The organism is Paracoccus aerius (assembly GCF_014656455.1).
Classification (GTDB): Bacteria; Pseudomonadota; Alphaproteobacteria; order Rhodobacterales; family Rhodobacteraceae; genus Paracoccus; species Paracoccus aerius.
Genome location: NZ_BNCL01000003.1, coordinates 317,519 through 330,805, shown reverse-complemented (window position 1 = coordinate 330,805; position 13,287 = coordinate 317,519). Strand labels below are relative to the sequence as shown.

Below are 13,287 nucleotides of genomic sequence, written 5' to 3'. Positions count from 1 at the left end.
GCGATGGCTTGTGCGCAAAGATAATCACGGCGCCTGCCTGCAACAACGCGTCGCGATGGCACGTGCCTAGAAATTGACCTCGACACCCGGCAGGTTCAGTTCCGCGATCAGGTCGCGCAGTTCCTGCCGCGCGGCGATGTTGGACATCGACAACTGTTCGGTGCCGATGTCCTTGAGGTCCAGCAGCGTCAGCCCGCGCGGGAAAAGCTCGCGGAAGATGACGCGTTCTGAAAAGCCGGGCGCCACGCGAAAGCCAATGCGTTTGGACAGCGCCTGCAATGCGCCACCGACCTTGCGCTTGTTGTGCATCTGCTGCGTGCCCAGTCGGTTGCGCAGCACCAGCCAGTCGATGGGCCCCGCCCCGGCCTGCCCGCGCATCTGCCGGGCGGACCAGACCATCTCGGCATAGATCGACGGGCCGAGGATCTTGCCTTCCGGCGACAGCCGCGCCAGCAGGTCGAAATCCACGAAGCTGTCGTTCATCGGCGTGATCAGCGTGTCGGCCAGCGTATGGGCCATCTGGCTAAGCTTGGTATGGGAACCGGGGCAGTCCAGCAGGATGAAGTTGCAGGTCTTTTCCAGTTCGGTCAGGGCGGGCGTCAGCGGGTCGCCGCCCTCGCCCATCGTGCCGATCACGGGCATAGGCAGGTCCAGCCCCTCTCGCGCGGCGAAATGGGCGCGGTTTTCCAGGTAGCGGCCAAAGCTGCGCTGGCGCACGTCCAGGTCCAGGCCGCCGACGCGGTGGCCCATGCGGACAAGCGCCGTCGCCACATGCATCGAGGTGGTGGACTTGCCCGACCCGCCCTTTTCGTTGCCAACGACGATGATATGCGCCACGAAGCCGCCCCTTGCCGTCCCTTCATCCGGGGCGGACCCTAGCGGGGCCGTGGGACGAAAGAAAGCGGCGCCCCAGCGATCGGGGCGCGGGTGATGCGCGAAGGACGCGGGTCAGTTGGCCCGCACCGGCCCCGTTGCCGGTTCGTCCGTTTTCAGCAGCAGCGCCAGGGCGGCCAGGGTCGCCAGGATACCCGGCAGCAGGACGGGGCCGGGCAGCCCTTGGCCCAGGACCGCCTCGGACAGGATCACCCAGATCGGCGTCAGATAGGTATAGGCCATCACCTTGGCGGCAGGCAGCCGCATCGCCGCGTATTGGACCAGCAGGGTCGAAAAGGCACTGGCGAAGATCGCGACATAGAAGATCGTGATCCAGACGATCGCCGGAAGCTGACCCCAGGCGGTCGAGGTCAGCGCGCCCCAGCCCCAGGCAGCCGTCAGCAGCCCGCCCGCCACCAGCGTCCCCAGGCTGGAGATCAGCGGCCCCTCGTTCCGGCTCAGCTTGCGGACCAGGGCCGCATAAAGGGCGTGCAACGCGCAGCCGATGAAATAGATGGCCTCGCCGCGCCCGATCTCCATCCGCATCAGCGCCGCCGGATCGCCGCGGAAGATCACCCACAGCGCCCCCGCCCCGCCCAGAGCCAGGGCAAGCGCCAGATGCCCCGTCATCCGCTGGCGCAGCAGCAGCCAGCCAAAGCCCGCGGCCATGATCGGCGTCAGGGTGAAGACGGCGCTTGCCGCGACGGCGGGGGCGGTCTTCAGCCCCTCGAACATCAGCACGAAATATCCGGCGAAGGCGCCGCCCAGCAGAAGGTATCGCCAGGGCGCCTCGACCAGCGCGCGCGGCCTGCCCCGCCCGGGCATCAGGAACGCGATCCCGGCCAGCACGCCCGCCGCGATGATGAAGCGTGCAACCGTGATCGCCGCCGGGTCGATCAAGTTCGCGGCCCGGACACCCAGCGAGAACGATCCCGCGACAAGGGCCGAAAACAGAAGCATGGCCGCATGGCCGCGCAGGGCGTCGGTGCGGTTCACGTCCGGCCCAGCATGTAGAACTCGTCGTTGGCGCGGAATTCGCCCGCGTTGGCCATCCGGTTCGACATGCCGAAAAAGGCCGCAATGGTGCCGATGTCCCAGATTTCGTCCGCGTCAAAGCCCGCCTCGCGCAGCGCCTGGTGGTCGGCATCCCCGATCTGGTGGGCCGCGACCGTGACCTTTTCGGCATAGGCCAGCATCGCGCGCTGACGATCTGTCAGATCTGCCTTGCGCCAGTTGATCGCCACCTGGTCGGCGATCAGCGGGTTCTTGGCGCGGATGCGCAGGATCGCGCCGTGGGCGACAACGCAATACTGGCAGTTGTTGATGCCGCTGACCGCAACCACGATCATCTCGCGCTCGGCCTTGGACAGGCCGATATCCTTGTCCATCAGCGCCTGGTGATAGGCGAAGAAGGCGCGGAATTCGTCGGGGCGGTGCGCCAGGGCCAGGAAGACATTGGGCACGAAGCCCGACTTCTCGGCGACCCTGGCGATGGCATCCTGCATGTCCTGGGGCAGTGTCGAAAGCTCGGGCACCGGGAAGCGGCTGATGGGATGGGTCATGACGGGTTCCTCCTGCGCGGCAGCTTGGCCTGCGGCTTGCAGACTGTGAAGGGGGTCACGCATCGCGCAGCGCCGCGACCGCCGCCTGGACCTTGGGGCTGCGGTGCAGGTCCACATGGGTGACCAACCACAGCCGCGACTCCCATTCGGGCAGGGCCATCACCTCGACCAGGCCTTCGGCGCGGGACGGCGGCAAGGGGCCGATGGCCAGGCCCGCGCGGATCACCGCCTCGCGCGCGGTTTCGTCGCCCGAGGTCAGGACAACCTGCGCGGGGTCGATCCTTTCCTGAAGCCAACGCATCAAGGGCGCGTTGCGCGACTGCGGCCCCATCAGGGCCAGCGGGTGGCCCCCGATATCCGTCACGTCGCCATGCGCGGCAAGATATTCGGGCGAGGCATAGATCGGGTGGCGCAGGGCGCCCATCGGGCGGACGACGTAGTCAGGCTCGGTCGGCTGGCTGCCCGCGCGGATCGCGACATGCGCCTCTCCGGCGTCCAGGCGGAACAGGCGCACATCGGTGACATAGTTGATCCGCAGGCCAGGATGCTGCCGCATCAGCCGGATCAGCCGGGGCATCACCAGATCGGCCAGTTCAGGCAGTGACGTCACCACCAGTTCGCCTTCTATCCGGTCGCCGCTGCCGGCAATCTGCGCGGCAAGCTGGGCAAAGCGCTCGTCAGCGTCGCCCGCGACCTTCAGCATGACCTGCCCGGCTTCCGTCAGGGCATAGCCGCGTGGGTGGCGCTGAAACAGCTTGACGCCCAGTTGCTGTTCAAGCCCGTCGATGCGCCGGATCACCGTGGCGTGGTGGACATCCAGCGCATGGGCCGCGGCGCTGACCGTTCCCGTGCGCGCAACGGCCAGTGCGATGCGGAGGTCGTCCCAGCTGTCAAAGCTCATGTGCATCCCCGCACAGATGATGCGCGTTTATCACCATTTCGTCCGGCTGCGCCTAGCCCTAAATCAGCATCAACGCACCGAAACTGAACGGACCTCGCCATGAACATCCTGCATCTCGACAGCGCCATCACGGGCGACGCGTCGGTCTCGCGCAAGCTGACGGCTGACATCGTGGCCAAGCTGACGGCTGCCAATCCCGAAGCCGCCGTGACCTATCGCGACCTGAACGACGGCGTTCCGACCATCGACAGCGCCTGGTTCAAGGCCGTGCGCATGGCCCCTGAAAGCCCGACGCCCGATCAGCAGCGCCTGATCGCGATTTCGGACGCCTATCTGGCCGAGGTTCAGGCCGCCGACGTGCTGGTGATCGGGCTGCCCGTCTATAACTTCAACCTGTCCGCGCAGTTGAAGAACTGGCTGGACCAGATCGCCCGCGCCGGCAAATCCTTCCGCTATACCGCAGAAGGCCCCGAAGGCCTGCTGAAGGGCAAGCGCGCCATCATCGCCTATAGCGCGGCGGGCACGCCCATCGGATCCGAGTTTGACCACGCCTCGGGCTATATCCGCTTCATGCTGGGCTTCCTGGGCATCACCGACGTAGACTTCGTGGCCGCCGACCGTCTGGCGATGGACCGCGAGGCAGGCCTGGCCCGCGCGCAAGAGGCGCTGGAAAAGCTGGCTGCCTGAGCCATCAGAATGCAGGGTCGACACAGTGTTGGCCCTGCCTTGTGTTTTAATGATTTAGGCGTGGCGGCAATTTACAGATCAGTTATGGATATCCGGTAAGCTTCGAGCACCAAACGGATATTGGCATGTTTTCAAGATTTCTAGCCGCCTTCGCAGTTTTGTTCGTTTTGGTCGGCCCCATAACGATGCCTGCCCATGCCCAGTCGTCCTTCGGGCGCCCCAGCGAGGCGGTTCCGCGGAACTCGCGTGAATGGTCAGATCAAACGCTCCAACACTTCCGTCGCGCGCTAAGTCGTGCAGACACGGCGCTGCATACTACGGGCGGCAACCGGCCTCATTCAACTGTGCTTGAGATCACCATCGCACGCGATGGAAGCGTGATGACGGTGGAGGTTATGGAGTCCAGCGGAAATCGCGCAATGGATGCTGCCCTTGTTCGTCACTTCAGCCGGATAAAGGGCATCCCAGCCTTTACCCCAGACATGAACATTCCCAGCATCACGTTGGCCTTGCCGATCAGTACCAGGCGCGGTTGACTGGCCTGAATGAGGGCCGGCTTATCCTTGCTCTTGGATTGACTCTGGCGCCTGTTCCCCCTATGTGATCCCGGATTCCCGGAAGGATTGGCCTTCCGGTCCCTTCCTTGCGTGGGGATCGCCCTCCGTCAGCGCGTTGCGCCCACGGGGGCAAACCTGTTTTGGACCGAAGGAGGCCCGGCGATGTTCGAGAACCTTTCCGACCGTTTGGGCGGCGTCTTCGACCGGCTGACCAAGCAGGGGGCGCTGACGGAAGACGATGTCACCGCCGCCATGCGAGAGGTCCGCGTGGCCCTGCTGGAGGCTGACGTCTCGCTGCCGGTGGCCCGCAACTTCGTCAAGTCAGTGACGTCGAAAGCCACCGGCTCTGCCGTCACCAAGTCGATCACCCCGGGCCAGCAGGTCGTCAAGATCGTCCACGACGAACTGATCAAGGTTTTGCAGGGCGAAGACGCGCCCGACGCGCTGCGCATCGACAACCCGCCTGCGCCGATCCTGATGGTCGGCCTGCAGGGCTCGGGCAAGACCACCACCACCGCGAAGCTCGCCCTGCGCCTGAAGGACCGCGAGAAGAAGCGCGTGCTGATGGCGTCCCTGGACACCAACCGCCCCGCCGCGATGGAGCAGCTGGCGATCCTGGGCAGCCAGATCGGCGTCGATACCCTGCCTATCGTTCCGGGCCAGACCGCCACGCAGATCGCAAGCCGCGCCAAGCAGCAGGCCTCGCTTGGCGGCTACGACGTGGTGATGCTGGACACCGCAGGGCGCCTGCATATCGACCAGACGCTGATGGACGAGGTTCAGGCCGTCCGCGACATCGCCCAGCCTCGCGAAACGCTGCTGGTCGTCGATGGCCTGACCGGCCAGGACGCCGTGAACGTCGCGACAGAATTCGACCAGAAGGTCGGCGTATCAGGCGTGGTGCTGACCCGGATGGACGGCGACGGGCGCGGCGGTGCGGCGCTCTCGATGCGTGCCATCACCGGCAAGCCGATCCGCTTCGTGGGCCTGGGCGAAAAGATGGACGCCCTGGAAACCTTTGACGCGCAGCGCGTCGCGGGCCGGATCCTCGGCATGGGCGACATCGTGGCCCTGGTGGAAAAGGCCCAGCAGGTGCTGGAGGTCGAACAGGCCGAGCGCATGATGAAGCGCTTCCAGAAGGGTCTGTTCAACATGAACGACCTGAAAGGTCAGCTTGAACAGATGCAGAAGATGGGCGGGATGCAGTCCATCATGGGCATGATGCCCGGCATGGCCAAGATGGCCAAGCAGGCCGAGGCCGCGGGCATGGACGACAAGGCCATCGCCCGGCAGATCGCGCTCATCAATTCGATGACCAAGAAGGAACGGGCCAATCCCGACATGCTGCAGGCCAGCCGCAAGAAGCGGATCGCGGCCGGCGCGGGGATGGAGGTGTCGGAACTCAACAAGCTGCTGAAGATGCAGAAGCAGATGGCCGACACGATGAAGAAGCTGGGCAAGATGGGCAAGGGCGGGATGCTGAAGCAGGCCATGCGCGCCATGACCGGCAAGGGCGGCGGCCTGCCCGACCTGGAAAACTTCGATCCGGCGAAAATGGCCGAGGCGCAGAAGATGCTGCAGGATCCCAAGGGCCTGGGCGGTCAGTTGGGCAAGGCAGGCTTGCCGGGCGGTCTGTCCGGCATGTTCGGGAAGAAGTGATGGACGACCACACCGATCCCGCCGCCCGCGCCGCGGCCCTTTTGCGCGACCACCGCGCCAGCATCGACCGGCTGGACGCGATCATCGTCTATACGCTGGCCGAACGCTTCAAGCACACCCAGTCCGTCGGCCGCCTCAAGGCCGAACACGATCTTCCGCCGTCCGATCCAGCGCGGGAAGCGCAGCAGATCGAGCGGCTGGAACGCCTCGCGCGCGAGGCCGACCTCGACCCGGAATTCGCGCGCAAATTCCTCAACTTCGTGATCGCCGAAGTGATCCGGCACCACGAAACCTTCCAATCCTGACGGCGGGATCCCCGCCAAACCCGCCATTACAAGGAGAAAACCAATGGCAACGAAAATCCGTCTGGCCCGTGGCGGCAGCAAGAAGCGCCCGCATTACGCCATCGTCGTGTCCGATTCGCGCATGCCGCGCGACGGCCGCTTCCTGGAAAAGCTGGGCACCTACAACCCGCTGCTGGCGAAAGACAGCGAAGACCGCATCAAGCTGGACCTGGACCGCGCCAAGCACTGGCTGGACCACGGCGCCCAGCCGACCGACCGCGTGGCACGCTTCCTGGAAGCCGCTGGCGTGCGTGAGAAATCGACCCGCGCCAACCTGAAAAAGGGCGAGCCGGGCAAGAAAGCCACGGCCCGCGCCGCCGAAAAGGCCGCGAAAGCCGCCGCTCCGGCCGAAGCCGAGTGATCTGATCGGGCGGGGGCACACCCCGCCCTTTTCGTCCGAGGGGACCGCATGTCACAAGACCGCATCTGCGTGGGCGCGATTGCCGGGGCCTTCGGGGTCCAGGGCGAGGTGCGGCTGAAAAGCTTTTGCACCGAACCTTCGGACATTGCGAAATACACCCCCCTGACGACGGAAGACGGCAAGCGCAGCTTCACCGTCCGGCTGACCCGACCCGTGACCGGCGGCCTTGGCGCGCGCCTGTCGGGCGTCGCCACCCGCGAGGATGCCGAGGCGCTGCGCGGCACGACCCTCTGGGCACCGCGCGATGCCTTGCCCTCGCTGCCCGACGACGAATTCTACCACGCCGACCTGATCGGGCTGGAGGTCGTCGATACCGGCGGCGCCGTTCTGGGCCGGGTGCGCGCGATCTTCGACCACGGCGCGGGCGACATCCTGGAAGTCGTGGGCGGCAAGGACGTGTTGCTGCTGCCGTTTACACGCGCAGTGGTCCCGACCGTGGACCTGACCGCAAGACGCATCGTCGCCGATCCCCCCGCGTCCGACGAATGACCGACAAGCCCAAGTCCCATGGCCGCCTGTCCATCAGCACCAGCCTGCGCCCGCGCGAGCTGATGGCGGAACCGCAGGTGCAGGGCGCCTGGACCGCCAGCATCGTCACCTTGTTCCCCGAAGCCTTCCCCGGCATCCTGGGCCTGTCGCTGACCGGCAAGGCCCTGGCGCAAGGCCTGTGGAACCTGCGCACCATTCCCTTGCGCGACTTCGGCATGGGCCGCCACCGCAATGTCGACGACACGCCCGCGGGCGGCGGCGCGGGCATGGTGATCCGCGCCGACGTGATGGACGCAGCCCTGCACGAGGCGCGCCAGGGCCCTCCGCGCCCGGTGATCTACATGTCCCCGCGCGGCAAGCCGCTGACTCAAGGACGCGCCCGCGACCTGGCCCAGGGCAACGGCGTCACCCTGATCTGCGGCCGGTTCGAGGGCGTGGACCAGCGTGTCCTGGACGCCCACGACATTGAGGAAATCAGCATCGGCGACTATGTCCTGACGGGAGGAGAGATCGCCGCTCAGGTCTTGATCGACGCGACGGTTCGCCTTATACCGCGCGTGCTGGGGAATCATGACTCTCTGGCCGAGGAATCCTTTTCCATCGGCAACAGGGGGCTTCTGGAAGCCCCCCAGTTCACGAAGCCCGCCCAGTGGGAAGGCCGCGAGATACCGGAAGTTCTGCTGTCCGGCAATCACGCGGCCATTCATCGTTGGAGGGCCAGTGAAGCCGAAAGGCTGACAAAGGAACGCCGCCCCGACCTGTGGCGGGCATACCAGGACGGTATGGACCCGGCAAAGGACCGACAGCTCTCGGGCGCATCAGACCAATCGCGGGACCGCCGCGAGCATGACAAGGAACCCAGGCGATGAACCTGATTGCAGAACTCGAAGCCGAGCAGATTGCACAGCTCGGCAAGACCATTCCGGATTTCAAGGCCGGCGACACCGTGCGCGTCGGCTACAAGGTGACCGAAGGCACGCGCTCGCGCGTCCAGATGTATGAAGGCGTCTGCATCGCGCGCAAGGGCGGCAGCACCATCAGCGCCAGCTTCACCGTGCGCAAGATCAGCTTCGGCGAAGGCGTGGAACGCGTGTTCCCGCTGTATTCGACCAATGTCGACTCGATCGAGGTCGTGCGCCGCGGCAAGGTTCGCCGCGCCAAGCTGTACTACCTGCGCGACCGTCGCGGCAAGTCGGCCCGTATCGTCGAGAAAACCAACTACCGTCCGCTGTCCGACGCGAAAGCCTGAGGATCCTTCCGATGAAAAAAGAAATCCATCCCGATTACCACGCCATCGAGATCAAGATGACCGATGGCACCACCTACCAGACCCGTTCGACCTGGGGTGCGGAAGGCCAGACCATGACGCTGGACATCGACCCCACCGTGCACCCGGCCTGGACCGGCGGTTCGGCCAAGCTGATGGACACCGGCGGCCGCGTGTCGAAGTTCAAGTCGAAATACGCGGGCCTGGGCTTCTGATCGCCCTGCCCTACGGAATTGCAAAACGCCGCCCCGACCGGGCGGCGTTTTCATTTTGTGCCTTGCAGTCATCTTCTGTGTGAAAATATCCCACAGGGGGTCCGGGGGACGCGAAGTCCCCCGGCGCTCGCGGGACGCAGTCACGCCGCCTCGACGCTGGGCTCTACCAGCGCCACGATGTCCATCATGATCGTGTTCAACTGGAAATCCTTGGGCGTATAGACCCGCGCCACACCCATGGCCCGCAGGCGTGCCGCATCCTCGTCCGGGATGATCCCGCCGACGATCACCGGGACATGGACCATCCCCGCCGCGCGGATGCGGGCCATCACGTCCTCGATCAGCGGCAGGTGACTGCCAGACAGGATCGACAGGCCGATGACATGGGCGTCTTCCTCGGCCGCGCGCGCCACGATCTGTTCGGGTGTCAGGCGGATGCCTTCATAGGTGATGTCCATGCCGCAGTCGCGGGCGCGAAAGGCGATCTGCTCGGCCCCATTGGAATGGCCGTCCAGCCCAGGCTTGCCCACCACGAACTTCAACCGGCGGCCCAGGCGGGCGCTGACGGCATCCACCGCCTCGCGGATCTCCTCCAGGCCTTCAGTCCGGTTCGACGGGCTGGAGGATACGCCGGTCGGGCCGCGGTATTCGCCATGGACCTGCCGCATGATGCCCGCCCATTCGCCGGTCGTGGCACCGGCTTTTGCGGCGGCGATGGAATAAGGCATGACGTTCTCGCCCCGGCGAGCCGCCTCGCGCAGCGCGCCCAACGCAAGCTGCACCGCGCCTTCGTCCCGCGCCTGCCGCCAGGCCTGCAACCGGGCGATTTGGTCCTGTTCCACCGTCGGATCGACCACCATGATCCCGCCATCGCCTGCCGTCAGGGGCGAAGGCTCGCCCCCTTGCCAACGGTTGACGCCGACCACGACTGTTTCGTTGCTCTCGATCCGGCCCAGGCGCTCGGCATTCGATTCGACCAGCCGCGCCTTCATGTAGTCGATGGCCGCGATCGCCCCGCCCATCTGGTCCAACAGGCGCAGTTCGTCGCGTGCGCCCTGCTTCAACTCCTCGACCTTGGCGGCGATGACCGGGTTGCCGTCGAACAGGTCGCCATATTCCAGCAGGTCGGTTTCATAGGCGACGATCTGCTGCATCCGCAGCGACCATTGCTGGTCCCAGGGGCGCGGCAGGCCCAGAGCCTCGTTCCAGGCCGGAAGCTGAACCGCCCGCGCCCGCGCGTTCTTCGACAGCGTGACCGCCAGCATCTCCAGCAGAATGCGATACACGTTGTTTTCCGGCTGCTGTTCCGTCAGGCCCAAGCTGTTGACTTGCACGCCATAGCGGAAGCGGCGGTATTTCTCATCATCGATGCCATACCGCTCGCGCGTGATCTCGTCCCACAACTCGGTGAAGGCGCGCATCTTGCACATCTCGGTGACAAACCGGATGCCCGCATTCACGAAGAAGCTGATGCGGCCCACCATCTCGGGGAAGCTCTCGGCCGGAACCTTGCCCTTGAGGTCGTCCAGAACGGCGATGGCGGTCGCCAGGGCATAGGCCAGTTCCTGCTGCGGCGTCGCGCCAGCCTCTTGCAGGTGATAGGAGCAGACGTTCATCGGGTTCCACTTGGGCAGGTGTTCCCGCGTATAGGCCGCCACGTCCGTGATCATCGCCAAGGACGGTTTCGGCGGGCAGATATAGGTGCCGCGCGACAGGTATTCCTTGATCAGGTCGTTCTGAACCGTTCCTTGCAGCTTGGACACATCCGCGCCCTGCTCCTCGGCCACGGCGATATACAGCGACAGCAGCCAGGGTGCGGTCGCGTTGATCGTCATCGAGGTGTTCATCTGCTCCAGCGGGATCTGGTCGAACAGCGCCCGCATGTCGCCCAGGTGGCAGATCGGCACGCCGACCTTGCCGACCTCGCCCCGCGCCAGCACATGGTCGCTGTCGTATCCCGTCTGCGTGGGCAAGTCGAAGGCTACCGACAGGCCGGTCTGCCCCTTGGCCAGGTTGCCGCGATACAGGGCGTTCGATTTCTCGGCGGTGGAGTGGCCCGCATAGGTGCGGAACAGCCAGGGTTTGTCCTTTTGGGCCATCTTCTCCTCGCAACAATATTTCTGCTTGAAAAGCGATACCGAAAGAAAACTGCGCCGTCAATTCGCCGCAGCGCGGCGCAGAAGACCAACGCTTTGGACATTTTATTACTGTTCGGGCATCTATAATGTTGCATTCTTGCGCAACCATCAGCTACCTCTGGCATCATACCGTGGCGATTCTGCGCCGCAGCAGATGACAGGAGAGATTGATGGCCCTCGATTCCCCCTCTTCGATCGCGCCCTACGAGGCGCCTGTTAAGGACCTGTACGAGATCGGCGAGATGCCGCCCCTGGGCCATGTGCCTGCCCGGATGCACGCCTGGGCGATCCGGCGCGAACGCCAGGGCAATCCGGATCAGGCCATGCAGCTTGAGGTCGTGGATACCCCCAGCATCGACAGCAACGAGGTTCTGGTCCTGGTGATGGCGGCGGGCGTGAACTACAACGGCATCTGGGCGGGCCTGGGGGTGCCGATCAGCATGTTCGACGTCCACAAGCAGCCCTATCACATCGCGGGATCGGACGCGTCGGGGATCGTCTGGGCGGTGGGCGACAAGGTTCGCCGCTGGAAGGTCGGCGACGAGGTCGTGATCCATTGCAACCAGGACGACGGCGACGACGAGGAATGCAATGGCGGCGACCCGATGTATTCGCCCACCCAGCGCATCTGGGGATACGAGACGCCGGACGGCAGCTTCGCCCAGTTCACTCGCGTCCAGTCCCAGCAACTGATGCCGCGCCCCAAGCACCTGACCTGGGAAGAATCGGCTTGCTATACCCTGACGCTGGCCACCGCATACCGGATGCTGTTCGGGCACGAGCCGCATGAACTGAAGCCCGGCATGAACGTGCTGGTCTGGGGCGCGTCGGGGGGCCTTGGGTCCTATGCGATCCAGCTGATCAACGCCGCGGGCGGCAATGCCATCGGTGTCATATCCGAGGAAGACAAGCGCGACTTCGTCATGGGCCTGGGTGCCAAGGGCGTCATCAACCGCAAGGAATTCAACTGCTGGGGCCAGTTGCCCACCGTGAACACGCCGGAATACAAGGAGTGGTTCAACGAGGTCCGCAAGTTCGGCAAGGCCATCTGGGACATCACCGGCAAGGGCAACAACGTCGACATCGTCTTCGAACATCCGGGCGAGGCGACCTTCCCCGTCAGCACCTTTGTCTGCAAGAAGGGCGGCATGGTGGTGATCTGCGCGGGCACCACCGGCTTCAACTGCACCTTCGACGTGCGCTACCTGTGGATGCACCAGAAGCGCATACAGGGCAGCCATTTCGCCCATCTGAAGCAGGCTTCGGCGGCGAACAAGCTGATGCTGGAGCGCCGGCTGGACCCATGCATGTCCGAGGTCTTCCCCTGGGCCGAGATTCCGGCAGCCCATGTCAAGATGATGAAGAACCAGCACAAGCCTGGCAACATGTCCGTGCTGGTCCAGGCGCCCACCACCGGCCTGCGCACCTTCGAGGATGCACTGGAAGCCCGCCGGGGCGCCTGACAGCCCGGGACCTAAACGGCGGGGCCGCCATGCGGCGGCCCTTCCGAAGCATCTGACCCTCTCAGATCTCGGCCTGGCGCCTGTCGAAGGCGCGGCACTTCCACTCGGCCACGGTTTCCTTGGGATGGCTTTCCACCCATTCGGCCATGACCTGCTGGCCATGCACCATGCAGGCCATGATGTTCGTTTCGGTGAAGATCAGGCTTCGGTCCTGACAGCTGGCAGGATCGGCTGACAGGCAACTGACAAACAGCAGTTCAATCATCACATCCTCCTTTTCCGTTCCTCCCAATGCGCAACAGGCATTCAGGATGAGGACATGATAGTTTTGCAGCCGTGATCCGGCCGTGAAAATGGAACAAAAATCTGGATATCAACCGATTTTTCGTCAGCAGCGTGCGAATCAGGCACGCCCGATGAAAAAGGCGGCCTAGATTGACCTGTCACCCTCTCCGGCGCGGCGACAAACCCAGGACTTGACCCAGTCATCCGGATGGGCGGCAACCCATCGCGCAAGCTCATGCTGACCCGACAACATACAGGTCTGCAGGCCGTTTCGGGGTTCAAACAACAGGCTGTGTTCGGTGCAGCGTTGGGGATCGCTGATCAGGCAGGTGACGAAGAACAATTCGATCATCGCGCGTTCCTTTCGACGATCTTGTAATCACGCATGACCCGCAGGAAAGTTGCATGGTTGCGAATTATTGGCCT

17 protein-coding genes are annotated in these 13,287 nt (G+C 64.7%); 10 read left to right on the top strand and 7 right to left on the bottom strand.

The window, feature by feature from the left end; all coding sequences use genetic code 11:
- Positions 1–66: 66 nt before the first annotated feature.
- The 4 genes from IE224_RS05825 to IE224_RS05810 form a co-directional block, all read right to left on the bottom strand.
- Entirely contained in the window at positions 67–837 is a 771-nt protein-coding gene (locus IE224_RS05825; RefSeq protein WP_191308686.1) for a division plane positioning ATPase MipZ, read from the bottom strand.
- A gap of 111 nt (positions 838–948) precedes the next feature.
- Entirely contained in the window at positions 949–1,833 is an 885-nt protein-coding gene (locus tag IE224_RS05820; protein ID WP_191308755.1) for a DMT family transporter, read from the bottom strand.
- Positions 1,834–1,865: 32 nt separating this feature from the next.
- Positions 1,866–2,435, bottom strand: a complete 570-nt coding sequence (locus IE224_RS05815; protein WP_191308685.1) for a peroxidase-related enzyme — start codon at positions 2,433–2,435, stop codon at positions 1,866–1,868.
- Between the two features lie 55 nt (positions 2,436–2,490).
- Positions 2,491–3,336 (bottom strand): LysR family transcriptional regulator, encoded by an 846-nt coding sequence (locus IE224_RS05810; RefSeq protein WP_167621375.1) that lies wholly within the window; start codon positions 3,334–3,336, stop codon positions 2,491–2,493.
- 99 nt (positions 3,337–3,435) lie between these two features.
- On the opposite strand from IE224_RS05810, the gene IE224_RS05805 reads away from it, so the two are divergent.
- The 9 genes from IE224_RS05805 (at position 3,436) to rpmE (ending at position 8,975) form a co-directional block, all read left to right on the top strand.
- Entirely contained in the window at positions 3,436–4,023 is a 588-nt protein-coding gene (locus IE224_RS05805; RefSeq protein WP_191308683.1) for an FMN-dependent NADH-azoreductase, read from the top strand.
- Positions 4,024–4,148: 125 nt separating this feature from the next.
- Positions 4,149–4,559, top strand: coding sequence for a cell envelope integrity TolA family protein (locus IE224_RS21370; protein WP_373305511.1), 411 nt, complete (start codon positions 4,149–4,151; stop codon positions 4,557–4,559).
- Between the two features lie 183 nt (positions 4,560–4,742).
- Positions 4,743–6,239: a signal recognition particle protein gene (ffh, locus tag IE224_RS05795; protein ID WP_167621372.1), complete on the top strand. Its 1,497-nt coding sequence runs from the start codon at positions 4,743–4,745 to the stop codon at positions 6,237–6,239.
- On the top strand, positions 6,239–6,544 hold the full coding sequence (locus tag IE224_RS05790) for a chorismate mutase (protein WP_167621371.1): 306 nt from the start codon (positions 6,239–6,241) through the stop codon (positions 6,542–6,544). The genes ffh and IE224_RS05790 overlap by 1 nt, the downstream gene beginning before the upstream one ends.
- 43 nt (positions 6,545–6,587) lie before the next feature.
- Positions 6,588–6,944 carry a 30S ribosomal protein S16 gene (gene rpsP, locus IE224_RS05785; RefSeq protein ID WP_191308679.1) on the top strand — a complete coding sequence of 119 codons (357 nt, stop codon included), beginning with the start codon at positions 6,588–6,590 and terminating at the stop codon, positions 6,942–6,944.
- A 48-nt stretch (positions 6,945–6,992) separates the two neighbouring features.
- The gene (gene rimM, locus IE224_RS05780) at positions 6,993–7,493 is read left to right on the top strand and encodes a ribosome maturation factor RimM (RefSeq protein ID WP_167621369.1); all 501 of its coding nucleotides are present in this window, start codon (positions 6,993–6,995) and stop codon (positions 7,491–7,493) included.
- Positions 7,490–8,362 carry a tRNA (guanosine(37)-N1)-methyltransferase TrmD gene (gene trmD / locus IE224_RS05775; RefSeq protein WP_191308678.1) on the top strand — a complete coding sequence of 291 codons (873 nt, stop codon included), beginning with the start codon at positions 7,490–7,492 and terminating at the stop codon, positions 8,360–8,362. Before rimM ends, trmD begins: the two co-directional genes overlap by 4 nt.
- Positions 8,359–8,742: a 50S ribosomal protein L19 gene (gene rplS, locus IE224_RS05770; protein ID WP_167621367.1), complete on the top strand. Its 384-nt coding sequence runs from the start codon at positions 8,359–8,361 to the stop codon at positions 8,740–8,742. Before trmD ends, rplS begins: the two co-directional genes overlap by 4 nt.
- An 11-nt stretch (positions 8,743–8,753) precedes the next feature.
- Positions 8,754–8,975, top strand: coding sequence for a 50S ribosomal protein L31 (gene rpmE / locus IE224_RS05765; protein ID WP_167621366.1), 222 nt, complete (start codon positions 8,754–8,756; stop codon positions 8,973–8,975).
- Between the two features lie 140 nt (positions 8,976–9,115).
- Here rpmE and IE224_RS05760 read toward each other — a convergent pair whose 3' ends face one another.
- Entirely contained in the window at positions 9,116–11,074 is a 1,959-nt protein-coding gene (locus IE224_RS05760) for an ethylmalonyl-CoA mutase (RefSeq protein ID WP_191308676.1), read from the bottom strand.
- Between the two features lie 209 nt (positions 11,075–11,283).
- Here IE224_RS05760 and ccrA point away from each other — a divergent pair, with 209 nt between their 5' ends.
- On the top strand, positions 11,284–12,576 hold the full coding sequence (ccrA, locus tag IE224_RS05755; protein WP_167621364.1) for a crotonyl-CoA carboxylase/reductase: 1,293 nt from the start codon (positions 11,284–11,286) through the stop codon (positions 12,574–12,576).
- Positions 12,577–12,637: 61 nt separating this feature from the next.
- On the opposite strand, the gene IE224_RS05750 is transcribed toward ccrA, so the two are convergent.
- Both IE224_RS05750 and IE224_RS05745 read right to left on the bottom strand, forming a co-directional pair.
- A complete protein-coding gene (locus IE224_RS05750; protein ID WP_167621363.1) occupies positions 12,638–12,841 on the bottom strand; it encodes a hypothetical protein in 204 nt (67 codons plus the stop codon).
- Between the two features lie 165 nt (positions 12,842–13,006).
- The gene (locus IE224_RS05745) at positions 13,007–13,213 is read right to left on the bottom strand and encodes a hypothetical protein (protein ID WP_167621362.1); all 207 of its coding nucleotides are present in this window, start codon (positions 13,211–13,213) and stop codon (positions 13,007–13,009) included.
- Positions 13,214–13,287 lie beyond the last annotated feature (74 nt).